Here is a 21,837-nt window from a genome sequence, read left to right as displayed (position 1 = left end):
GCAAACCAGCGTGCCCGGCATTTATGCGCTTGGCGATTGCGCCGAATATGCGAGCGCCGGCGGCAGCGCGGTGCTGCCGTATGTGGCGCCGCTGATGACGGCGGCGCGGGCCATCGCCGCGACCTTGTCCGGCACGGCAACGGCGATCGCATTCAAGGCCGAAGCGGTGATCGTCAAGACGCCGAGCTATACGCTGGCCTTGTCGCCGCCGCTGCCTGGTGTCAATGGCCGTTGGAGCGATGAGCACGATGGCGAGCGCACGGTGTCGCGTTTTATCGATGAGCAGGGCGTGTTGCGCGGATTTGGCTTGTCGCAACATACCCCGGCATTGCGGCAGGGCTTGCTGGCCGCGCTGCACAGCAAGGTCGATTAAACGCTCCCCTTGGCCACTGGTGACGGCACGCCAAAGACCATACCGCGCTTATCGCGCCGCTGCCAGCAATCCACTCGCTTCCAGCCGCGACTGCGGCGACAAGCGCAGCGCAATCACCAGCAACAGCAGCACGCCGCCCGCCATCACCATCCAGGCCTGACTCAGGCTGGATGAGTGTTCGCGGATCAGGCCGGCGATGAACGGCATGCTGCTGGCGATGATGTAACCGCCGCCCTGCACAAAACCGAGCAGCGAACCGGCGCCGGCCGGGTCGCGCACATGGTCCATCGTGACGATCAGCGACAAGGGAAACAGCGCGCCGATGCCGCAGCCGAGCAGGATAATCGCCGGAATCGCCAGCGGCGCGGGTGCGACGATCAGGCACACCAGTCCGGCCAGCACGCACAGCAACACCGTCAACAGCAGCACGCGGCGGTCCGGAAAGGCATTGATGAGCGCCGACACCACCAGTCCGGCCACGACTTCGGTCAGCGTCAGCGCACCCAGCAGCAAGCCGCTGTCGGCGGCGCTCCAGCCGAGCTGGGTGTAATACGGCGGCAGCCAGGCCAGCACCAGCGTATAGGCGCCGGTGCCGATGCCGAAAAACACCATCAGCAGCCAGGCGCGCGGCGCATGGGTCGGCAGTTTGGCCGAGACGCCGGCGCCCGCCGCCCGGTACGGACGCGCCGCGCATATCCACAGCGCCGCCGCCAGCAAGGCGGGGATCGCCCACAGCGCCAGCAAACCGGACCAGCCGGTGCCGCGCGCCAGCGGCGACGCGGATGCCGCCGCCAGCGCGGCGCCGCCCATGATGCCGGTGGTATACAAACCCATCAATTGTCCGGCGCGCTCGGGAAAGTGGCGCTTGATAAAGGCGGGCAACAAGGCTTGCACCAGCGCGATGCCGAGTCCGCCCAGCGCGGCGGTGGCGATCAAGCCGCTGCTGCCGTGCAAGGGCCAGCGCAGCAACGACGCGGCGCCGATCACGACGCTGCCCAGCGCAATACCGCGGTAGACGCCCAGGCGTTTTTGCAATTGCGCGCCCAGCAAGGCGCATACGCCCATGGCGAATACCGGTACGGTGGTCAGCAAACCGGCGCCGCTGCTGCTGATACCGGTCGAGGCCTGGATCTGGTCGAGCAACGGACCGATGGCGGCAAGAATCGGCCGTAAATTCAGGCCGAGCAAGATAATGGCGAGGATAATAAGCGCGCCCGACGGCGCTTTACTGGTCGAAGTAGACATGATGTTTGGCTGTTCCGGCCCGCAGGCCTGGGTGTAATATGCAATTAGTTTGATGAAAAGTATCTTAACATAAAGAAGAAAATGTATCTTAATATCGAAATAGTTTGGAAAAATCATGGTTAATCGCAACCGCGCACAATTTGCCGCCGACCAATGGCGCAAGGAACGGCCGGATCTCGACCTGTTCGCCATGCAAGTGGTCGGGCAACTGGCGTCGGCGGCGCAAGTGATTGCGCGCGACTGTATCAATCCCCTGTTCGCCGAACACGGCTTGCAGCCGGGAGAATTCGACGTGCTGGCCACGCTGCGCCGCTCCGGCGCGCCGTATGCGCTGACCCCGACCGCGCTGTATGAAGCGGCGATGCTGTCGTCGGGCGGCATGACCAACCGCATCGACCGGCTTGAACATGCCGGCTGGATCGAGCGCCAAAAACACCCGAGCGACCGGCGCGGCGTGCTGGTGGCGCTGACGGAAAGCGGACTGGCGCTGATCGACCAACTGGTCGGCCTGCACCTGGAAAACGAGCGCCGCGTGCTGGCGGTACTGAGCAGCGAAGAGCAGCAGCAGCTCGACCGCCTGCTGGCCAAGCTGCATTCCAGCCTGTAAACCCGGGGACAGATTACAATCGCGCCATGCTCTCCGAATTCGACCTCATTAAAGAATATTTTCAACGCCCCCGCGCCGGCCGCGCCACTCTCGGCATCGGCGACGATTGCGCGCTGCTGACGCCGACGCCGGGCCGGCAGATGGCGATTTCGTCCGATATGCTGGTCGAAGGCCGGCATTTCTTCTCCGGCGCCGACCCGCGCAAGCTGGGCCATAAAAGCCTGGCGGTGAATTTGTCGGACCTGGCGGCGATGGGCGCCCGTCCGGTCGCTTTTACGCTGGCGCTGGCGCTGCCCGAGGCGAACCGCCACTGGCTGGCCGGCTTTTCGGAAGGCCTGTTTGCGCTGGCCGACGAATTCGGCTGCGAGCTGATCGGCGGCGACACCACCAAGGGACCGCTGAATATCTGCATCACCATTTTCGGCGAACTGTCACCGGGCCAGGCCTTGCGGCGCGCCGCGGCGCAGGCCGGCGACGATATCTGGATCAGCGGCACGCTGGGCGACGCCCGGCTGGCGCTGGCCGGCTACCGCATCGAACATAAGCTGGACCCGGCCGACCTGGCGCTTGCGGCGCAACGCATGCATGCACCGTCGCCCCGCGTGCGGCTCGGCGTGGCGCTGGCCGCATCCGGGCTGGCCCACGCGGCGATCGATATTTCGGATGGACTGGTGGGCGACCTCGGCCACATCCTCGCGGCATCGAAGGTCGGCGCCACGCTGGATGTCGACGCCTTGCCGGCCGGACCGGTGCTGGCCGCGCAGGAGCAGGCGCTGCGGCGCCGTTTCACGGCGGCCGGCGGCGACGATTATGAATTGTGCTTCAGCGCGCCGGTCTCGTCGCGCGCGGCGATCCTGGCGCTGGCCGCCGCGGCAGCCACGCAGGTGACGCGGGTCGGCAGCATCGATAGCGCCAGCGGCTTGCGGCTGGTCGATGGCGATCGCCGCGCGCTGGACCTGGCATTGGCCGGCTTCGACCACTTCACGGCCTGATCCGCCCCTGCTACCTACGCGTCCGGTTCGCCCAGCCGGCGCGCGCCGGGCTGGTTCATCAGCCAGTAATGATGGAACGCCAGCCGGATATTGTCGCGCAATTGGGTGTCGTCCCACGGCTTGGTATAAAAACGGTAGATCGCGCCGCGGTTGATCGAATCGAGCACCGCTTCCAGCCCGGTATAACCGGACAGGATAATCCGTATGGTTTCCGGGTACAGCTGCTTGACCTTGCTGAGGAACTCGGTGCCGCTCATGGCCGGCATGCGCTGGTCGCAGACGATCACGTGCACCCGGTGCAGCGCCAGCATGTCAAAACCCTCGGCCGGCGACGCCGCCGTCAGGATCTGGTAGCCGTCCGGCGTAAACAAGCGGTGCAGCGCCGACAGTACATTCACGTCGTCGTCGACGATCAGCAGGGTTTGCGCTGGCTGCGCCAGCTGGTCCTGTTCCGGCGCCAGGCCGGTGCCGGCCTCGATCAACTGGCCCAGTTCCAGCGCCGGCAGCGGGCGGCTGAAATAATAGCCCTGGATTTCATCGCAGCGGTTGCGCCGTAAATATTCCAGCTGCGGACGCGATTCGACGCCTTCGGCGATCACCCCCAGTTTCAGGCTGTGCGCCATGCTGATGATGGCCAGCGCGATCGCCGCATCGTTCGGGTTGACCACGATGTTGCGCACGAAGGCGATGTCGATCTTCAGCTTGTCGATCGGGAAGCGCTGCAGATACGACAGGCTGGAATAACCGGTGCCGAAATCGTCGATGGCGATCTTGACGCCGATCCGTTTCAAATTGCCCAGCAAGGTGACGGTGCGCTCGGCGTTCAGCATCAGCGCGGTTTCGGTCAATTCCAGTTCCAGCAATTCGGCCGGCACCTGGTAATGGGCCAGCGCGTGGCGCACTTCCGCTTCCAGGTCGCCCTCGGCGAACTGGCGGCTCGACACGTTCACCGCCACCCGCACCGGGCCGACCCCGGAACCGCGCCACAGCGCGATCTGGCGGCACGCTTCCAGCAGCACCCAGGCGCCGGCGCGCACGACCAGGCCGGTATCTTCCAGCAGCGGCACGAATTCGGACGGCGCCACCAGGCCGTAGCCGGGACGCGCCCAGCGCAGCAGCGCTTCGACGCCGCTGACGCGGCCGGTACGCAGGTCGACCTTGGGCTGGTAATGCAGCACGAATTCATCGTGCTGCAGCGCGTGGCGCAGCGCCAGTTCCAGGTCCAGCCGGGCCAGCACCTGCACGTTCATGCCGGCCGTGAAAAAGCGGTAACCGTCGCGCCCGGCCTGCTTGGCGCCGCCCATCGCGGTATTGGCGTACTTGACCAGCGTGTCCGGGTCGGTCGCGTCGTCCGGGTACATGGCGATGCCGATGCTGGCGGTCAGCGTCGCCGCGTGGCCGCGCAGGTCGAACGGCGCGCGCAATGCTTCGCGCACCTGGTTGGCCACGTTGACCGCGTCCTGCTGGTTGCGGGGCATGGTCAGGATCAGCGCGAATTCATCGTTGCCGAGCCGGCCGACGGTGTCGCGCAGGCGCACGCATTGCACCAGCCGGTTGCTGAACTGGCGCAGCAATTCGTCGCCCAGCGCCGCGCCCAGCGTATCGTTGATGCCCTTGAAACGGTCCAGCGCGATGAACAGCACCACGATGCGCCACGCTTTTTCGCGCGCCAGTTCGACCGCCTGCGCCAGCGTCTGGTAAAACAGCGCGCGGTTCGGCAAGCCGGTCAGGCTGTCGTAGTTGGCCAGGTGTTTCAGCCGCTCCTGCGACTGGCGCCGCTCGCTGATGTCGCGCGCCACCGCGATCAATAACGCCACGCCGGCATTGCCGGCGGCGTCGGCGGTCGCCGCCGCGCCATCCTGCCATTGCCAGCACAGTTCGACCGGCACCGGGCTGCCGTCGCGGCGCCCGATGTCGCACTCGGTCAATGCCGGCGCGCCGCTGCGCGGCCGGGGCGGCCTGGGCAACAATACCGCCGGCGCCAGCGCCAGCAATTCGGCGCGCGAATAACCGAGCAGGCGGCAGGCGCCGTCATTCGCGTCCAGTATCCGGGTAGCGGCGGCGTCGATCAGGAAGATGGCGTCGGCGGTGGCGTCGATGGCGCTGCGAAAACGCTGCAGCTCGGCGGTGCGCTGGCGTACCGCCTGCTCCAGCAGGGTATTGTAGTTGCGCACCGCGCGGTGCATCAGCCGCACTTCCAGCATGTTGCGGATGCGCGTCAGCACTTCCACCGAATCGAAGGGCTTGCTGATGAAGTCGCGCGCGCCGGCGTCCAGCGCGGCCAGTTTCAAGTCGGGATCGGCGGTCACCACCAGCACCGGCAGATAAGCTTCCGCTTCCTGCGGCTTGAGCGCCTCCATCACGTCGAAGCCGCTCATCTCCGGCATCAGCATGTCGAGGATGATCAGGTCGTAGCATTCGCGGCGGTGCGCCGCCGCCACGCCGCGCGCATCGCTGGTGACGCTGACCGCCGTATAACCGGCGCTGGTCAGCAGATGTTCCAGCAGCCGCAAATTGACGGCCTGGTCGTCGACGATCAGGATTTTCGCATGCAGTATGCCGGATACCACCCCCGGTAGCGCGGATATGGCGGCCTGGCTGATCATGTGCGTCCCTGCTGTGTAACATGGGCCAGCGTGCTATTGATGGCCTCGGTGAATTCATCAATGTTGATGGGCTTGGTCAGATAGCGGAAAAACCCCTGCGCCATGCCTTTTTCCACGTCGCGCGGCATCGCGTTGGCGGTCAGCGCGATCACCGGGATGTGCGCGGTGCGCGGGTCGGCGGACAGCATTTTCAATGCCTCATAACCGCTGACGCTGGGCAGGTTGATATCCATCAAAATCAATTGCGGCGCATGGGCCCGCGCCATGTCCACGCCGAGGTGGCCGTCCGGCGCCGACAACAGCCGCATGCCGGGACGGAAACGGACGATTTCCTCGACCAGTTTCAGGTTGGCCGGATTGTCTTCGACATACAGCAGCGTCACCGGCGTGTCCGGCAGCGCCGCCACGTCAGCATCGTCCTGGCGGGCCGCAGCCGGCGCGGCATCGGCCGGCAAGACCACCGGATCGGCGGCCTGCAAATCGATCCAGAAGGTGCTGCCGATACCGGCCGCGCTATCGACCCCGATGGTGCCGCGCATCAGTTCGACCAGCCGCTTGGTGACCACCAGGCCGATGCCGCTGCCCTCTTCCGGCCCGGATTCCTGGCCCAGCCGGTTGAATGGCTGGAACAGCGATGCCAGTTGTTGCGGCGTCAGCCCGATGCCGCTGTCGCGCACCGAGATGCGTACCGTGCCCGGCGCCGTCGCGCCGCAAGTCACGTGCACGGTGCCGGCGGCGCGGTTGTACTTGAGCGCGTTCGACAGCAGGTTCAGCAAGATCTGCTTCAGGCGGGTGCGGTCGGCCAGCACGTTCAGGCTGCCATCGTCGGGAAAATAGACTTGAATGCCGCGCTGCGCCACCAGCGGTTCGATCATGCCGCGGCATTCGCCGAGGATCTCGTCCAGCCCGACCGGCTCCAGCGACAGGTTGACGGTGCCCGACTCGACCTTGGCCAGGTCGAGAATTTCATTGATCAAGGTCAGCAGGTGACGGCCGGACTTCAGGATATGGCCGGCGAATTCCTTCTTTTGCACCAGCGTCGACGGCAGCCGGTCGGAACAGAGGATTTGCGCAAAGCCGAGGATCGCGTTCAGCGGGGTGCGCAATTCATGGCTCATCGACGACAGGAAGGCCGACTTGGCCTGGTTGGCGCCGCGCGCCTCTTCCATCGCCACCGCCAGCTCGCCGTTGGTCACTTCCAGCTGCATGGTGCGTTCCTGCACCCGCAATTCGAGCTCCTCGTTGAGCCGCATCACCTCTTGCTGGGCCGACGCGCGCTGCCGCGCCTCATGGGCGATTTCGGCGTTCGAGCTTTCCAGTTCGCCGGTGCGGTATTCGATTTCGGCCAGCATCTTGTTGAACGAGTCGACCAGTTGCGCCACTTCGTCGTCGCTGATCTTGCGCGCCCGGCGCGAATAGTCGCGCGTCTCGATCACTTCCCGCGCCACATCGGCGATGTCGAGTATCGGCTGGGTGATCACATGATCGAGGCGGCGCAGGATCAGGTAGGCCACCAGCAGCGCCAGCAAGGTCACGCCGAGGCCGATCGACAGATAATCGAAGGTGCGCCCGCTCAATTCGTACTCGGCGCGCAAATACACGGTGCCGATCAATTCGCCATTGTCGATGATGGGCGTGGATAGCGTCAGCAACTTGTCGCCGACGCGCACGCCGGCGCTGTCGGCGCGCGCCGGCACCGGATCCTGCCGGTACGGCGTCTGGTAGGTGGCGAACAGTTCGCCGCGCGCGTTATAGATCGCGCCGGCCTGCACCTTGGGCCGGATGCGCAGCAGGCCCAGGTTTTCAGTGGCAAGGCGCTGGTCGTCGAAGGTCAGCGCGGCCGCGCTCATATGGCCCAGCAATTCGGCCTGGGTGGTCATGTCGGACAACAGGTTGCGGTGGTAGGCCCGCAAATCGTAGGCCACGATGGTGCCCAGCGACACCATGGTCGCCACCAGCGTAGTCAGCAAGACCACCGCCAGCAGCTTGTGACGGATCGAGCGCAAACGGATCACAGGCCCCCCGTTTGCACTTTGTACGCCGCCGACAGCAGCCGCGCGCTGATTTTCATGCGCGATAACAGCACCGGTTTGAGCGCCACTTCGAAACGCAACTTGTCGTCGACCACCACGAAGTTGACCATGCTGCCCTGCGCGTAGGCGTCGTCGCTATCGCTGACGGTCAGCAGCGGCAAGCCGCGGCTGGCGGCGATGATTTCCTGCAGCGGCGCACGCTCCATCGGGCCGATGAACAGGATGTGCAGGCCGGCCAGACTGTCGCCGCGGCGCAGCTTGCGCACCAGGATGGCGCGGCCATTGGCCAGGTGGCCGGCCACGGTTTGTTCCAGCTGATCGGCCAGCACGTCGGCACCGGCCACGCCGATCACCAGCGGATTGTCGGGACGGGTAAAACTGCCGTCCGGCCACTCGACAAAACCGGTGAATTTATACAGGTAGGCGGCCTTGACCTGGCGCTCCAGCGCGCCGCTGGCCTGCGCCTGCGCCTGCGCCTGCGCCCGCGCGGCGCCGCAGCAGCACAATGCCAGCAGCAGCGAAAGGAGCAGGAACAGCAACGGAGACACGCAGCGGAATATGGCGCGCCACAGGCCATGGGCGGGCGGGGATTGCCGGTCACTCCAATTCAAAATCGCCATGACAACCGCTAAAAATACTGCGTTCAAATACGCCGCTTAAGTTAAGTGCTGAAGGCAGCGCGCCAATTTTTGTTCGTCTGCCGGGCAATAAGTTGCCACAAAGCACGGAGAACCCCAGATTGTGGTCGATTTCCGAAGCCAAAAGCAAGCCCGGCTTGCCGCATGTTGTAAAGGCATGCTTTCATACCGCCACAACATCCGTTAAATGATGCTTATCAGAAAGAGTGTACGCATTTTACTTAATGCAAGGGAAAGTTTTTTATATTCGCCGGACACAAGAATGCCGGATGCAGCACCGCTTGCCTCGTGCTACAGTGCGCACTAGATCGTAGCGGCGCGGCGCCGGTTTGCCGACCGGCCATATTCATCGATTACTTTAGTGGCAAGGAGACAAAAATGACCAAGGACATCCTCGATTTGGCAGCCCAGGTGGGCCGCGCCTTGCAAGACAAGGGCTTGCTGCTGGCCACGGCGGAATCCTGTACCGGCGGCGGCGTGGCGCAGGCGGTGACGGAAATCGCCGGCTCGACCGGCTGGTTCGATTGCGGCTTCGTGACCTATTCCAATGCGTCGAAGACCGAATTGCTGGATGTGCCGGCGGCGCTGATCGCCCAGGTCGGCAGCGTCAGCGAAGAAGTCGCGGCGGTGATGGCCAGCGGCGCGCTCGCCAATAGCAACGCGCATGTCGCCATTTCCACCACCGGCATCGCCGGCCCGACCGGCGCGGTGCCCGGCAAACCGGTGGGCACGGTGTGCTTCGGCTGGGCCAGCGGCGACAGCGTGCATACCGAGCGGCTGGTATTTTCCGGCGACCGCCAGTCGGTGCGCGAACAAACCGTGGTCCACGCGCTGCACGGTTTGCTGCGCTTTATTAATTAGCCACCCAGTGCGGCAGGCGCGCGCCGCACTGCCGGCTGGGCAGACAGATGCGGCGCGCCGGCCTGGGCCAATATGCCGGGCAATGCCGCGCGCGCGGCTTCGTAGCCGGCCTGGATCGCAGCGGCCTGCTCGTCCTTTGCCGACATGCCCGATATGCTGACCGCAGGTGCGATCAAAACATCGGCCTCGGCCATTTCCGCTTTGGCAATCAAGCAACTCTGAATATGCATGACCTGGCTGATGACCGCCGGCGCATGCCGCGCATTGCTGCGCGCACCTTCGCAATACACATCCACGGCGATCACAAGGTCGGCGCCCATTGCGCGGGCGAAGCGCACGGGCACCAGGCTGGTCACGCCGCCGTCGATCAGATGGCCGTTCTGGTAAGACACCGGCACGGTGACGCCGGGCACCGCGGTCGACGCCTGGACCGCCCGTCCGGCAGCACCCCGGTCGAGCAGCACCGCTTGGGCGGTTTGCAGGTCGGTCGCTACGGCGCCGAATCGCAGCGGAAACCTTTCAATCGGAACGCCGGCGGTGATGGTATCGATCCACTGCGCGATATTATTGCCGCGCATGATGCCGCCTGAGCTCAACGTCAGGTCGAACAGCGACGGCAGCTTGACACTGCTTGCGGCCGCCGCAATCTGCGCGTGCGTCATGCCGCTGGCATACGCCGCGCCGACCACTGCGCCGGCCGACGTGCCCACCACGATATCGGGCTTGATGCCGGCCTCCTCGAGGGCGCGCACTATGCCGATGTGCGCAAAGCCGCGCAGCCCGCCGCCGCCCAGCACCAGCGCCAGCGCCGGACGGCGCGCCTCGGCGCCGGTTGCGGGCGGGCGCCGGACTTCGGCGAGAAAGCGCGGCGCCAGGTCGGAGACAACATCGTTACGGGCAAACGCATAGCCGACCATCAAGGTCGCGACAAGGGCGCCGGTTATGGCATAAAGGTACATGGTCGATGAGTATTTCTGATGACCTGACATGACAGGCATCGATAGCAATGAAAGAATGGAGCCCAAGCCGGCGGGATGCGGGCCGGCCGGTGTCTCATAACGACCGCAGCAGCGCAACGGCGTCGGCGCCGGCGGCAAAGCGCAGCTGCCCCGACACATCGTTGGCGGCGCGCCAGACTTGCTGCGCCACGTCGGCCTCACTGGTCACCTCGCTGCGCTGCGTCACCGACGCGAAGACCTGCTGCGCGAAAGGCGCGTAAGGCTCGGGGATCAAGCCATCCAGGCGCGGCCCGGCATTGCTGGTAAAGCTGGTGCTCGGTCCGTAACCCGGTTCGACCAGCTTGACGGCGATATCGAACGCGTCCAGCTCGAAGGCCAGCGATGCGGTAAACCCTTCGACCGCCAGCTTGCTCGCGGTGTACACGGCGACCAGCGGCATCGGCGCCAGCGCCACGCTCGACGTCACGTTGACCACCACGCCCGAGCGACGGGCGCGAAATTGCGGCAGCACCGCCTGCGTCATCGCCATCACCCCAAAGGTGTTGGTGTCGAATATCTCGCGCACGGTACTCATCGGCGTGACTTCGAAAGCGCCGAACAGGCCGATCCCGGCGTTATTGACCAGCACATCGATCGGGCCGGCGCTCGCCACTGCGGCGGCAATGCTGTCGGGCCGCGTCACGTCGAGCGCGACGATCCTGAGCCGTTCCGACGGCGCCAGGATATCCGGGCGCGGCGTGCGCATGGTGGCGACCACGTTCCAGCCCTGCGCCAGGAAGTGGCGCGCCGTTTCAAGGCCATAGCCGGAAGAGCAGCCGGTAATCAATACGGTTTTCAGTGCGCTTGTCATTTCAATGTCCACGATGGTTACGATAGGATGCACGATAAGGCATATGACCCGGACGCGTTACAATGAAAGTCCAGAAATCATTTGCCACAGTCCAGCCATGCATGATCCACTGTCAGAAGTGATCGCCCTGCTGCAACCAAGCGCCGTGCATTCCAAGTGCATCAGCGGTGCCGGCCGCTGGGGCATACGCTACGCGGCGTTCGGCCAGCCCAGTTTCTGCGCCGTGCTCGAGGGCAGCTGCCGCCTGGCCGTCGAAGGCCGGCAAGCCGTCACGCTGGCAGCCGGCGACTTCGTGCTGCTGCCGGCCACGCCGGGGTTTACCTTGTCGGGCTGCGAAGCGGTGATCCCGGAATATATCGATCCGCGACACACCCTGGCGACGGCCGAGGAGGTCCGCCACGGCACGCCGCATGGCCCCCCTTCGGTACGGATGCTGGGCGGTTATTTCGTCTTCGATTCGCCGGATGCGGCCTTGCTGGTGTCGCTGCTGCCGGCGCTGATGCACCTGCGCGGCGCCACCAGGCTGTCGTCGCTGGTGCGCCTGGTCAGCGAGGAAGCGTGTGCCGACAAGCCGGGCCGCGAACTGGTGCTGACGCGCCTGGTGGAAGTGCTGCTGATTGAAGCGCTGCGCTCGACGCCGGGCCACGACTCGCCGCCGGGACTGCTGCGCGGCCTGGCCGATGTGCGGCTCGCGGCCGCGCTGCGGCAGATGCACGCCGATCCCGCGCGGCCATGGACGGTGGCGCAACTGGCGCAGGAATCCGCGCTGTCGCGCTCGGCATTTTTCGACCGCTTCACCCGCGCCGTCGGCTTGCGGCCGATGGAATACCTGCTGGCCTGGCGCATGGCCGTGGCCAAGGATTTGCTGCGCCGCCACGGCATCGGCCTGGCGCAAGTCGCCGAGCGCGTCGGCTACAGCTCGGCCAGTACCTTCAGCACCGCGTTCAGCCGGCATGTCGGCCAGCCGCCCAGCCGCTACGCGCTGGGCTGACGCCTTGCCTGGCCAAGGGAAGCCATCACTGCGCCGCCAGCGCCCGGTCGCGGCCGGCGCGCCAGTTCTATCTCAATTATCCGCAGCGCCGCTTCGCATCAATTTTCTTGTTGCGTACTATCGGTGTGGTAAAAATAGCGGCCCCGGATCGCCCCGCCGACACCGCCGCTGTTGCCATTCCAGCATAAAAGAATTACCCTCAACCTTCATCGTGCCCAGCCGCTGCCCATGATACGCTGCCTGCGTTCCCTTCTTGCTCTGCCAATAATCGCCATCGCACTGGGCGCCTGCGCCCATCAGCCGCGCCGGGATGCGGCCAGCCTGGGCCTGCAAGGCCGGCCTTACACAGTCTACGCGGCCGGCGATATTGCCGATTGCCGCCGCCTCAGGCCGGAACTCAGCGGTGCGGCGCAAACCGCCGAACTGATCGCTTTCGGCCTGGCGCAAGATCCGCGCTCCGCGGTGCTGAGCCTGGGCGACCATACCTACCCGGCCGGGCTGGCGGCGGAATTCCGCGATTGCTACGCTCCAACCTGGGGCCGCTTCAAGGAGCGCACCTATCCGGCGCCGGGCAACCATGAATATTATTCGAAGGACGCGGCCGGTTATTATCAATATTTCGCCGCGCCGGATGGCCGCCCGCAACCCGAGTATTACAGCTTCGAGCTGGGCGCCTGGCATATCGTGTCGCTCAACAGCCAGTTAAAGGACGAACAGCAGCGGGCGCAGCTCGAATGGCTGAAAAACGACTTGCAAACCCATCCCCGCCGCTGCACCCTCGCTTACTGGCACGAGCCGCTGTATAGTTCTGGAGGGCATGCACCTAAGCAACATATGCAAGCGGCCTGGCAAGTGTTATACGACGCCGGCGCGGAACTGGTGCTGTCGGGGCATGACCACGATTACGAGCGTTTCGCGGCGCAGGACGCGCATGGCCAGGCCGACCAGCGCGGTATGCGCCAGTTCGTGGTCGGCACCGGCGGCGCCTTTTTGACGCCGTTCCTGCGGCTGGCGCCGCACAGCGAGGTGCGCGACAGCCGCAGCCACGGCGTGTTGCGGCTGGACCTGTACGATGACGGCTACCAATGGGCTTACCTGCCGGTGCCGTCCAGTGACATGGATGCGCTGCCCACGTGGCCGGACCGCGGCGCCGGCCGTTGCCACTGATTTTTTTTGAATGCTGTTCGACTCATTTTGGAGTATTTCGATGCAAAACACGGTACATTTCATCCTTCAGGGCAAAGGCGGCATCGGCAAGACCCTGGTCTCGACCATCCTCGCGCAATGGATGGCCGGCAAGGACGGAATTCCCCTGCGCTGTTATGACACCGACCAGGAAAACGCCACCTTTTCGCGCTACAAGGCGATGCACGTGAAACACGTGCCGGTGATGACCGACGCGCGCAATATCGACCCGAAACGCTTCGACGCGCTGATGATCGACATCCTCGAAGACGACGGCAACTGCGTGATCGACAATGGCGCCAACACCTTTTCTCCGCTGATGGGCTACCTGATCGAAAACGATTGCTTTGCGCTGCTGGAAGAATCCGGCCGCAAGGTTTACATCCACACCATCGTCGGCGGCGGCGACACCTTGCACGACACCGCCACCGGTTTCGTCGCCACCGCCAAGTCGACCACGGTGCCGCTGGTGCTGTGGCAAAACGAGCATTTCGGCCTGCTGCAATCGGCGTCCGGCAAACAGTTCACCGATTCGCAGTCGTACGCCGACCATGCGGGCCGGGTCAAGGGCAGCGTCACGCTGAGCCAGCGCAATGCCGATACCTTCGGCGCCGACGTCAAGAAAATGAATACGGCGCGCCTGACGATGCAGGAAGTGATGCAGAACGATAAATTCAACATCATGGAAAAACAGCGCATCAAGGTGGTCTACCGCGACATTTTCGAACAACTCGACAACGTCCAGTGGTGAGCATGGACCAGCAAAAACTGCGCAGCCTGGTATTTGAAAAGACCGGCGTCAAGATCGACAGCGACGACCCGATCTTCGCGCTGGTGGCCCTCAACGAAGCGGTGCTGGCCGAAACGGTGGAACGGCAGATCGCGCTGCTCGACGCGGCCACGCGCGAACTGGCGGCCCAGGCGCGCGCCGCCGGCAGCCTGACACCGCTGCCGCCGCTGCCGCAAGCTGCCGCGCCAGCCGAAGCGCCCGCCGCCTTCACGCCGCGCGACAAACGCCTGCTGGCCGCAGCGGCCGTCATCTGCGTGCTGAGCGCCGCGCTGGCCCTGGCCGGCCAGGCGCTGCTGTTCAAGCCCGCCGCCACGCCGGTCCAGTACGACGCCGCCAAACTGGCACGGGCGATAGCAAAAATCGACCCGAAAAGCCGCGCCCTGCTGCAAGCCGAATTGCAAAAACCGTAATTTCCTTCCTCCCTGATGATCGGATAACACGCATGACATCATTCAAATTGCTGGCCCTTCCCGCCTTGATGCTGGCGCTGTATGGCGCCGTGCCGCCGCTGGCCCACGCGGCCGACAGCGCCGCCGCAGCCATGCCAAGCGCCACGCCGGTCCCGCACATCGCGTTTGAAAAATACACGCTGCCGAACGGCCTCGACGTGATCCTGGTGGAAAACCACAAGCTGCCGATCACCGCCGTCAACGTCTGGTACCACGTTGGGCCAGCCAACGAAGAACCGGGATTGACCGGCTTTGCGCATTTGTTCGAGCACATGATGTTCGCCGCCACCAGGCACGTGCCGCGCGGCCTGGCCGACCAGTTGCTGGAAGGCGCGGGCGTCACCGATTCGAATGGCAGCACCGATTTCGACCGCACCAATTATTTCGACACGGTGCCGTCGAACCAGCTGGAGCTGGCGCTGTGGACCCATTCCGACCGCATGGGCTATCTGCTCGACGTGCTGGACCAGACCGCGCTGACCAACCAGCAGGACGTGGTGCGCAACGAGCGCCGCCAAAACATCGAGAACAGGCCGTACGGCATCGTCGAAGAAGCGCTGTACCATCAGCTGTTTCCGAAGACGCATCCGTATTACGCCAGCGTGATGGGCTCGCACGCCGACATCCAGAACGCCAGGCTGGCCGACATCCGCAATTTCTTCACCCGCTATTACGGGCCGAACAACGCCAGCCTGGTGATCGCCGGCGATATCGACAAGGCCAGGACCAAGGCGCTGGTGGCCAAGTATTTCGGCAGCTTCAAGCGCGGTCCGGCGCTGCCGAAACTGCACGTCGAAACGCCGGCCATCACGGCCGAACGGCGCGCCGTGATCCAGGACCGGGTCGAGCTGCCGCGCGTATTCATGGGCTGGCTGACGCCGCCGGCCTACACGCCGGGCGATGCGGAACTGACCCTGGCCGCGCAAATCCTGGGCGGCGGCAAATCGAGCCGGCTGTACAAATCGCTGGTATACGACAAGCAGATCGCCCAGGACGTCAACGCCGACCAGGGTTCGTACGCGCTGGCGTCGGTGTTCTCGCTCGACGTCACCGCCCGCCCCGGCCACACGGCGCAGGAAATCGAAGCCGCGCTGGACGCCGAACTGGCAGCGCTGCGCAGCGACGGCCCGACCGAGAAGGAGCTGGAACGGGCCCGCAACACGATCGAAACCGCGATGCTGAGCCAGATCGAAAAAGTCGGCGGGGCCGGCCTGGCCAACCAGATGAACCGATACAATCAGTATGTCGGCGATCCCGGCTACCTGGCCAAGGACATCGAGCGCTACCGCAAGGTGACGGTGGCCGACATCCAGCGCGTGGTCGCGGCCCAGTTGCAAAACAAGGCGCGCGCGGTGGTCTACGGCGTGCCGGGCATACCCGACCTGGGCGCGGAAGTGCCGACCCCGGCGCCGGGCACGGTCAAGCCTGAACCGGGCACTCCGATCAACCGCGACGAAGCGTGGCGCAATCGCCCGCCGAAAGCCGGACCGGCGCCGAAGATCGTGCTGCCGGCGGGTAAATCGTTCACGCTGCCGAATGGCTTGACGGTGATCTACAACAGCAATCCGGCGCTGCCGCTGGTGTCGGCCGAACTGGTGATCAAGACCGGTTCCGGCGCCAATCCGGTCAAGCAGCCGGGCTTGGCCAGCTTTACCGCGCAATTGCTGGACCAGGGCACGATCAGCCGCAGCGCGCCGCAAATCGCCGACGAAGTGGCGCAGCTGGGCGCCTTCCTGAGCACCGGATCGGGCGCCGACGCGTCGCGCGCGCAAGTGATGTCGTTAAGCGCCAATTTCCCGCAGGCGCTGGACTTGCTGGCCGACGTGATCCAGCATCCGGCATTCCCGCAAGCCGAAGTCGAACGCCAGCGCGCCAGCCGCATCGGCGCACTGGCGCGCCAGCGCGAAAACGCGCCGGCGGTGGCGGCGCGGGTCGAGGCGGCCGCGCTGTACGGCGCGCACAATCCTTACGGCTACAGCGAACTGGGCACCGAGAGCGCGCTGAAAGCCACCACCCGCATCGACTTGCAAACCTTCTGGCGGCAGCATTATGTGCCGAACAATGCGGCGCTGGTGGTCTCCGGCGACATCACCGAAGCCCACTTGAAAACCCTGGCCGAAGCCAAGTTCGGCGACTGGAAACGCGGCGACGTGCCGGCAGCCGGCAACGCGCCCGTCAACACCAGCGCGGCGCGCCTGATCCTGGTCGACAAGCCGGGCGCGCCGCAGACCGCGCTGCGCCTGGCGGCCATCGGCCCGGACCGCAAGACGCCGGACTACCCGCAGCTGCAAGTGATGAACGCGGCCCTGGGCGGCTTGTTCACCAGCCGCCTGAACACCGTGCTGCGCGAAGAAAAAGGCTATACCTACGGCGTGCATTCGCAATTCCAGTACCGCCGCGCGCCGGGCCCGTTCGCCATCGCCACCAGCGTGCGCACCGACGTCACCGGCGCGGCGCTGGACGACACCTACCAGCAGTTGCGCGACCTGATCGCCAGGACTATGCCGGCCAGGGAACTGGCCAATGCGCGCAACGCGCAAGTACTGTCGCTGCCGGGCCAGTTCGACAACAACCGCAGCATCAGCGCCAGCCTGTCGGACCTGTATGTGTACGACCTGGGCCTGGATTACTACAGCAAGCTGCCGCTCCGTTATGGCAGCGTGACCGGGGCGCAAGTGCAGGCGGCGGCGAAGAAATACCTGCAGCCTGAAAAGCTGGTCGTCATCGGCGTCGGCGACAAGGCCAAGGTCGAACCGCAGCTCTCCACCTTCAAACTGGAGCCGGTCGAATACCGCGATGCGGATGGCAATCTGAAATAAGGTGGCATCAAGAGCAAGGGGCCCACGGCCCCTTTTTTTATTTAATCGCCCAGGCCCGCATACAAGGCGGTGCTCAGATAGCGCTCGCCAAACGATGGAATAATGGCGACCAGGATCTTGCCGGCGTTTTCCGGACGGCGCGCCACTTGCAGCGCGGCCCACAGCGCGGCGCCCGATGAAATGCCGACCAGCAACCCTTCCTGGCTGGCGGCCTGGCGCGCGGTGGCAAAGGCGTCGTCATTCTTGACGCAGATAATTTCATCGTAGATATGCGTGTTCAGCACGGCCGGCACGAAGCCCGCGCCGATGCCCTGGATGGGATGCGCTCCCTTGGTACCCCTGGACAAGATCGGCGACGCGTCCGGCTCCACCGCGATGCACTGGAAACTTGGCTTGCGCTTTTTCAATATTTCGCCGACGCCCGTCATGGTGCCGCCGGTGCCGATCCCGGCCACTAAAATATCCGCCTGGCCGTCGGTGTCGCGCCAGATTTCTTCGGCGGTGGTCCGGCGGTGGATTTCCGGGTTGGCCGGATTATTGAATTGTTGCAGCATCAAATAACGCGGGTCGGCGGCAAGCAGCTGTTCGGCCCTGTGGATCGCGCCCAGCATGCCTTCGCTACCCGGCGTCAAGACCAGCTCGGCGCCATAGGCGCGCAGCAAGATGCGCCGTTCGCGGCTCATGGTGTCCGGCATTACCAGGGCGCAGCGGTAGCCGCGCGCCGCACACACCATCGCCAGCGCGATGCCGGTATTGCCGCTGGTCGGTTCGATGATGATGGTATCGGACTGGATCAGGCCGGCGGCTTCGGCGGCCGCGATCATCGACAAGCCGATGCGATCCTTGACGCTGTGCGCCGGATTGTGGAATTCGAGTTTGGCCAGGATGGTGGCGGAGGCGCCGCCTGCCATGCGGTTGATGCGAACCAGCGGCGTGTTGCCGATCAGTTCGGTGACGTCGTTGGCAATTTTCATGCATATCTCCGCAACGCGTTCCATGAAACCCCAGTCTACCCGTTTTATCGGAAACTGCGGGCGGCGGCTGGTTGCGCCGCCCGCATTTTGGCTACTTACTTAACGTCGAGCAATTCCACATCGAAAATCAGCGGGGAATTCGGCGGAATCTCGCCACCGCCCGCGCCGCGCGGGCCGTATGCCAGGTCGCTAGGAATGATCAGCGTGCGCTTGCCGCCCACTTTCATGCCAGCAACGCCTTGATCCCAGCCCTTGATGACCATGCCCTTGCCCAACGGAAAGTCGAACGGACCGCGGCCAATCGAGCTGTCGAATTGCTTGCCATGCGAATTCTTGGCCAGCGGACGGTACAGCCAGCCGGTGTAATTCACCACCACGGTGGCGCCGGCGACGGCTTCCTTGCCGGTGCCGACCTTGACGTCGGTGATGATCAGTTTATCGGCGGCCGGACCCGGCGACGCGGACCCCGGCGTCACGGCGGCCGCCGCGGTCGCAGCGGGAGCGGTGGCCTTGACGGCGTCGGCGGCATGCACCAGCGACGCCGAGACGGCGCCCGACACGGCGCAAACGAAAGCGAATAAAGCGGAAACACGCGTCATAATGTCTTCTTTCAATGAAGTTCAGTAAGATCCCTGCTATTTCGTATCTCAGCAGAGTACGCCGCCATGATAACAAACCCCTCGCACGAAATGCGCTACGAGACACAGCGGCCGCGGCTTTTTTTTGCGCTATGGCCCGATGCCGCCGTGCGCAAGGCCTTGGCCGGCCTGCAAAACGGCTTGCCCGGCAAACTGTTGCCCCCGGAAAAGTTGCACATGACCATGGCCTTCCTGGGCCAGCGCCCGGCCGGCGACGTGCCCGCGCTGTGCGCCATCCTGCAACACCTGCCGGCGCCGGCGCTGCAGCTGCGGATCGACCGCTACGGTTATTTTCCCACTCAGCAACTGGCCTGGGCCGGTCCAGGCGATCCGCCGGCAGCCTTGCTGGCCTTGCGCGCGGCGCTGATGGCGGCGCTGGCCGGGCAGCAATTCTGCCCCGCCTTCGAATACGACAGCTTCACGCCGCATGTGACGCTGGCCAGGAAGGTGCCGGCGCCTGTCGGCGGCGAGATGGCGCCGCTGCACTGGCGCACCGACCAGCTGGTGCTGGCCGAATCGCTGACCGCCAGCGGCACTTACCGCATTATCGGGTCGCGCCAGCTGGCCTAGCATCGGCCACGGCCGCGACCGGTTTCACCTGGTCGGCCAGCTTGCGCAGCGTGTGCGCGGCGGCGATCATGCCGAACGTCGCCGTGACCACCATGCTGGAACCGAAACCGGCGCAATTCAAGCCGGTCACGCCGCCGCCGCGCTCATCGCCATCGACCGAACACACTTCGCCGGTGTCGGGGAAGGTCAGCGGTTCCATCGAAAACACCGCATCGACGTTGAATTTGTTTTTCATGCCACGCGGAAAACCGTAATTGTTGCGCAACAGCTTGCGTACCCGTTTCAGCAGCGGTTCCTGTTCCGTCCGCGCCAGGTCGCGCACCTCGATCCGGGTCGGATCGGTCTGGCCGCCGGCGCTGCCGATGGTAATCAACGGTATCGCCTGGTCGCGGCAATAGGCGATCACCGCGGCCTTGGCCTTGGCGCTGTCGATCGCATCGATCACATAATCGTAGCCGCGGCCGGCGATCATCTGCTCCAGATTGTCGGGCGTAATGAAATCCTCGATTTGCGTGACCGTGCAAAACGGATTGATCAATGCGATGCGTTCGGCCAGCGCACCAATCTTGGCCTGGCCGAGGGTGTCGCTCAAGGCCTGGATCTGGCGGTTGATATTCGATTCGGCCACATTGTCGAGATCGATCAGCGTCAAATGGCCGATCGCGCTGCGGGCCAGCGCCTCGACCAGCCAGGAACCAACCCCGCCGACGCCGATCACACAGACATGGGCGCGGCGAAAGCGCTCCAGCGCCGCTGCGCCGTACAGGCGGCCGATGCCGCCGAAACGCCGCTCAAAATCAATCTCGCCCAATTCCGTGGAAAATAGTTGTTTACTGGATGTATTCATCCCGCCATTTTAACGGACGCGGCCGTCCAGGATATTCTAAAATAACTTCATGACCATCTGGCAAACAGAGCGACAATCCGATGTATTGTGCTTTGCACCACACTTTTAGCGCATCCACGAGAGCCCCCCATGACCGCACCCCTGTTCGATACTGTTCCCGGCTTTGACCAGCCGATCGCCGTGCTGAAGCATTGCCACGACAAAATCCGCAAGCAAATTTCCACCTTGCAAAACCTGCCGGATCATTTGGCCCTGCATGGCGCTTCGCCTGACGCGCAACAAGCCGCCAAGGCGGTACTGAAGTACTTTGACAAGGCTGCCCATCTCCATCACGCAGATGAAGAGCAGGATTTGATGCCGATGCTGCAGGCGACCGCCAGCGGCGACGACGCGGCCTTGCTGAGCGCCCTGGTGCCGGAAATCAAGGCCGACCACCAGCGCATGGACCAGGCGTGGCTGCTGTTGAAAGTCCAGCTGGAAGCGATCGCGGCAGGAACCGCGGCGCAACTGTCGCGGGCCGAAGTGGCCTTGTTCACCGACGCTTACACTGCCCATATGGTGAAAGAGGAATCGACGCTGGCGCCGATGGCAAAACGGATTTTCAGCCCGCAGCAGATGACCACGCTGGGCGCCGCGATGCAGCAGCGGCGCGGCTTGCCGGCTGCTGCGCCCGCGGCAGTCATACCGGCCAGGGCCGGCGCGACGACGCTGGCCGATTTGCGCACCGACTACCTCCAGTCGAGCTTGCTGGAAACCGATGTGCTGGCCGATCCGGTGGCGCAATTCGGCAAGTGGTTCGACGAAGCGGTCAAGGCCGAAGTGCGCGAACCGAATGCGATGAGCCTGTCCACCGTCGACAGCGCAGGCAAGCCAAGTTCCCGCATCGTGCTGATCAAGCAATTCGATGCGCGCGGTTTTACCTGGTTCACCAATTACGGCAGCGACAAGGGCCGGCAACTGGACGCCAATCCGCAGGCGGCGCTGCTGTTTTTCTGGAGCGAACTGGAACGCCAGGTACGCATCGAAGGCCGGGTCGTCAAAACCTCGGCCGCCGAAAGCGACGAATATTTTCATATCCGTCCATTAAAAAGCCGGCTGGCCGCGATCGCCTCGCAGCAAAGCGCGCCGATTGCCGACCGCGATGCGCTGGAAGCCAATTACGCGGCCGTGGCGAGCAGCCAGGGCGACCATCCGCAGCGGCCGCAGGAATGGGGCGGCTATCGTTTGCTGCCTGAATACATAGAGTTCTGGCAAGGCCGCAGATCGCGCTTCCATGACCGGATTGCCTACACTTTAGGCAGCGACGGACACTGGACGATGCAGCGTCTGCAGCCTTAGCCGTAAAGGTGTAGTCTAGAGGTCGCTTAAGCCTGGGGTAACAGCATGAGCAGGACTGCTGCTGCGTGTCGC

Annotated in this window: 20 protein-coding genes; 11 read left to right on the top strand and 9 right to left on the bottom strand. The window is 64.5% G+C overall.

Annotated features, from left to right (window positions below; genetic code table 11):
- Positions 1-94 precede the first annotated feature (94 nt).
- Positions 95-373 carry a hypothetical protein gene (locus tag GJA_RS28140; protein ID WP_242404637.1) on the top strand — a complete coding sequence of 93 codons (279 nt, stop codon included), beginning with the start codon at positions 95-97 and terminating at the stop codon, positions 371-373.
- 48 nt (positions 374-421) lie between these two features.
- Here GJA_RS28140 and GJA_RS02690 read toward each other — a convergent pair whose 3' ends face one another.
- Entirely contained in the window at positions 422-1,618 is a 1,197-nt protein-coding gene (locus tag GJA_RS02690) for an MFS transporter (RefSeq protein ID WP_038488511.1), read from the bottom strand.
- 115 nt (positions 1,619-1,733) lie between these two features.
- Here GJA_RS02690 and GJA_RS02685 point away from each other — a divergent pair, with 115 nt between their 5' ends.
- Both GJA_RS02685 and thiL read left to right on the top strand, forming a co-directional pair.
- The gene (locus GJA_RS02685; RefSeq protein WP_038488509.1) at positions 1,734-2,225 is read left to right on the top strand and encodes a MarR family winged helix-turn-helix transcriptional regulator; all 492 of its coding nucleotides are present in this window, start codon (positions 1,734-1,736) and stop codon (positions 2,223-2,225) included.
- 26 nt (positions 2,226-2,251) lie between these two features.
- A complete protein-coding gene (gene thiL / locus GJA_RS02680) occupies positions 2,252-3,217 on the top strand; it encodes a thiamine-phosphate kinase (RefSeq protein WP_038488506.1) in 966 nt (321 codons plus the stop codon).
- A 14-nt stretch (positions 3,218-3,231) separates the two neighbouring features.
- Here the strand turns inward: thiL and GJA_RS02675 are convergent, their stop codons facing one another.
- From GJA_RS02675 to GJA_RS25960, 3 genes are read right to left on the bottom strand one after another with little or no spacing between them, the layout of a single operon-like run.
- A complete protein-coding gene (locus tag GJA_RS02675; RefSeq protein WP_038488502.1) occupies positions 3,232-5,823 on the bottom strand; it encodes an EAL domain-containing protein in 2,592 nt (863 codons plus the stop codon).
- Positions 5,820-7,838 (bottom strand): sensor histidine kinase, YfiR-like protein-associated, encoded by a 2,019-nt coding sequence (locus GJA_RS02670; protein WP_038488501.1) that lies wholly within the window; start codon positions 7,836-7,838, stop codon positions 5,820-5,822. Before GJA_RS02670 ends, GJA_RS02675 begins: the two co-directional genes overlap by 4 nt.
- Positions 7,835-8,476 carry a TOL_0243 family YfiR-like periplasmic protein gene (locus tag GJA_RS25960; RefSeq protein WP_051780191.1) on the bottom strand — a complete coding sequence of 214 codons (642 nt, stop codon included), beginning with the start codon at positions 8,474-8,476 and terminating at the stop codon, positions 7,835-7,837. The genes GJA_RS02670 and GJA_RS25960 overlap by 4 nt, the downstream gene beginning before the upstream one ends.
- 396 nt (positions 8,477-8,872) lie before the next feature.
- On the opposite strand from GJA_RS25960, the gene GJA_RS02660 reads away from it, so the two are divergent.
- On the top strand, positions 8,873-9,355 hold the full coding sequence (locus tag GJA_RS02660; RefSeq protein WP_038488500.1) for a CinA family protein: 483 nt from the start codon (positions 8,873-8,875) through the stop codon (positions 9,353-9,355).
- On the opposite strand, the gene GJA_RS02655 is transcribed toward GJA_RS02660, so the two are convergent.
- Both GJA_RS02655 and GJA_RS02650 read right to left on the bottom strand, forming a co-directional pair.
- A complete protein-coding gene (locus GJA_RS02655) occupies positions 9,352-10,344 on the bottom strand; it encodes a patatin-like phospholipase family protein (RefSeq protein WP_081905223.1) in 993 nt (330 codons plus the stop codon). The two genes, GJA_RS02660 and GJA_RS02655, sit on opposite strands and share 4 nt — an antisense overlap.
- 64 nt (positions 10,345-10,408) lie before the next feature.
- Positions 10,409-11,152 (bottom strand): SDR family oxidoreductase, encoded by a 744-nt coding sequence (locus GJA_RS02650; RefSeq protein ID WP_038498456.1) that lies wholly within the window; start codon positions 11,150-11,152, stop codon positions 10,409-10,411.
- A gap of 109 nt (positions 11,153-11,261) precedes the next feature.
- Between GJA_RS02650 and GJA_RS02645 the strand changes: the two genes are divergently transcribed.
- From GJA_RS02645 to GJA_RS02625, 5 genes are all read left to right on the top strand, one after another.
- The gene (locus GJA_RS02645; protein ID WP_038488499.1) at positions 11,262-12,155 is read left to right on the top strand and encodes an AraC family transcriptional regulator; all 894 of its coding nucleotides are present in this window, start codon (positions 11,262-11,264) and stop codon (positions 12,153-12,155) included.
- Between the two features lie 228 nt (positions 12,156-12,383).
- Positions 12,384-13,322 carry a metallophosphoesterase family protein gene (locus GJA_RS02640; RefSeq protein WP_051780189.1) on the top strand — a complete coding sequence of 313 codons (939 nt, stop codon included), beginning with the start codon at positions 12,384-12,386 and terminating at the stop codon, positions 13,320-13,322.
- Between the two features lie 40 nt (positions 13,323-13,362).
- On the top strand, positions 13,363-14,091 hold the full coding sequence (locus GJA_RS02635; RefSeq protein WP_038488498.1) for a P-loop NTPase family protein: 729 nt from the start codon (positions 13,363-13,365) through the stop codon (positions 14,089-14,091).
- Between the two features lie 2 nt (positions 14,092-14,093).
- The gene (locus tag GJA_RS02630) at positions 14,094-14,540 is read left to right on the top strand and encodes a hypothetical protein (RefSeq protein ID WP_038488497.1); all 447 of its coding nucleotides are present in this window, start codon (positions 14,094-14,096) and stop codon (positions 14,538-14,540) included.
- Positions 14,541-14,572: 32 nt separating this feature from the next.
- Positions 14,573-17,398, top strand: coding sequence for a M16 family metallopeptidase (locus GJA_RS02625; RefSeq protein ID WP_038488495.1), 2,826 nt, complete (start codon positions 14,573-14,575; stop codon positions 17,396-17,398).
- A gap of 41 nt (positions 17,399-17,439) precedes the next feature.
- Here GJA_RS02625 and cysK read toward each other — a convergent pair whose 3' ends face one another.
- Entirely contained in the window at positions 17,440-18,372 is a 933-nt protein-coding gene (gene cysK, locus GJA_RS02620) for a cysteine synthase A (RefSeq protein ID WP_038488492.1), read from the bottom strand.
- A gap of 95 nt (positions 18,373-18,467) precedes the next feature.
- The gene (locus GJA_RS02615) at positions 18,468-18,971 is read right to left on the bottom strand and encodes an FKBP-type peptidyl-prolyl cis-trans isomerase (RefSeq protein ID WP_038498453.1); all 504 of its coding nucleotides are present in this window, start codon (positions 18,969-18,971) and stop codon (positions 18,468-18,470) included.
- A 66-nt stretch (positions 18,972-19,037) separates the two neighbouring features.
- Here GJA_RS02615 and thpR point away from each other — a divergent pair, with 66 nt between their 5' ends.
- Positions 19,038-19,580, top strand: coding sequence for an RNA 2',3'-cyclic phosphodiesterase (gene thpR / locus GJA_RS02610; RefSeq protein ID WP_081905221.1), 543 nt, complete (start codon positions 19,038-19,040; stop codon positions 19,578-19,580).
- On the opposite strand, the gene tcdA is transcribed toward thpR, so the two are convergent.
- Positions 19,555-20,427 carry a tRNA cyclic N6-threonylcarbamoyladenosine(37) synthase TcdA gene (gene tcdA / locus GJA_RS02605; protein ID WP_038488485.1) on the bottom strand — a complete coding sequence of 291 codons (873 nt, stop codon included), beginning with the start codon at positions 20,425-20,427 and terminating at the stop codon, positions 19,555-19,557. The genes thpR and tcdA overlap by 26 nt on opposite strands.
- A gap of 129 nt (positions 20,428-20,556) precedes the next feature.
- Here tcdA and pdxH point away from each other — a divergent pair, with 129 nt between their 5' ends.
- Positions 20,557-21,765 carry a pyridoxamine 5'-phosphate oxidase gene (pdxH, locus tag GJA_RS02600; protein ID WP_038488482.1) on the top strand — a complete coding sequence of 403 codons (1,209 nt, stop codon included), beginning with the start codon at positions 20,557-20,559 and terminating at the stop codon, positions 21,763-21,765.
- Positions 21,766-21,837: the final 72 nt, after the last annotated feature.

Origin of the sequence: Janthinobacterium agaricidamnosum NBRC 102515 = DSM 9628 (assembly GCF_000723165.1) — a bacterium.
Classification (GTDB): Bacteria; Pseudomonadota; Gammaproteobacteria; order Burkholderiales; family Burkholderiaceae_D; genus Janthinobacterium; species Janthinobacterium agaricidamnosum.
This window is presented reverse-complemented; position numbering and strand designations above follow the sequence as displayed.

Coding starts and splice junctions, on each gene's coding strand:
- GJA_RS28140 (WP_242404637.1), top strand. CDS start 95: ATGACGGCGGCGCGGGCCATCGCCGCGACCTTGTCCGGCACGGCAACG.
- GJA_RS02690 (WP_038488511.1), bottom strand. CDS start 1,618: ATGTCTACTTCGACCAGTAAAGCGCCGTCGGGCGCGCTTATTATCCTC.
- GJA_RS02685 (WP_038488509.1), top strand. CDS start 1,734: ATGGTTAATCGCAACCGCGCACAATTTGCCGCCGACCAATGGCGCAAG.
- thiL (WP_038488506.1), top strand. CDS start 2,252: ATGCTCTCCGAATTCGACCTCATTAAAGAATATTTTCAACGCCCCCGC.
- GJA_RS02675 (WP_038488502.1), bottom strand. CDS start 5,823: ATGATCAGCCAGGCCGCCATATCCGCGCTACCGGGGGTGGTATCCGGC.
- GJA_RS25960 (WP_051780191.1), bottom strand. CDS start 8,476: ATGGCGATTTTGAATTGGAGTGACCGGCAATCCCCGCCCGCCCATGGC.
- GJA_RS02660 (WP_038488500.1), top strand. CDS start 8,873: ATGACCAAGGACATCCTCGATTTGGCAGCCCAGGTGGGCCGCGCCTTG.
- GJA_RS02655 (WP_081905223.1), bottom strand. CDS start 10,344: ATGTCAGGTCATCAGAAATACTCATCGACCATGTACCTTTATGCCATA.
- GJA_RS02645 (WP_038488499.1), top strand. CDS start 11,262: ATGCATGATCCACTGTCAGAAGTGATCGCCCTGCTGCAACCAAGCGCC.
- GJA_RS02640 (WP_051780189.1), top strand. CDS start 12,384: ATGATACGCTGCCTGCGTTCCCTTCTTGCTCTGCCAATAATCGCCATC.
- GJA_RS02635 (WP_038488498.1), top strand. CDS start 13,363: ATGCAAAACACGGTACATTTCATCCTTCAGGGCAAAGGCGGCATCGGC.
- GJA_RS02630 (WP_038488497.1), top strand. CDS start 14,094: ATGGACCAGCAAAAACTGCGCAGCCTGGTATTTGAAAAGACCGGCGTC.
- GJA_RS02625 (WP_038488495.1), top strand. CDS start 14,573: ATGACATCATTCAAATTGCTGGCCCTTCCCGCCTTGATGCTGGCGCTG.
- cysK (WP_038488492.1), bottom strand. CDS start 18,372: ATGAAAATTGCCAACGACGTCACCGAACTGATCGGCAACACGCCGCTG.
- GJA_RS02615 (WP_038498453.1), bottom strand. CDS start 18,971: ATGACGCGTGTTTCCGCTTTATTCGCTTTCGTTTGCGCCGTGTCGGGC.
- thpR (WP_081905221.1), top strand. CDS start 19,038: ATGATAACAAACCCCTCGCACGAAATGCGCTACGAGACACAGCGGCCG.
- tcdA (WP_038488485.1), bottom strand. CDS start 20,427: ATGAATACATCCAGTAAACAACTATTTTCCACGGAATTGGGCGAGATT.
- pdxH (WP_038488482.1), top strand. CDS start 20,557: ATGACCGCACCCCTGTTCGATACTGTTCCCGGCTTTGACCAGCCGATC.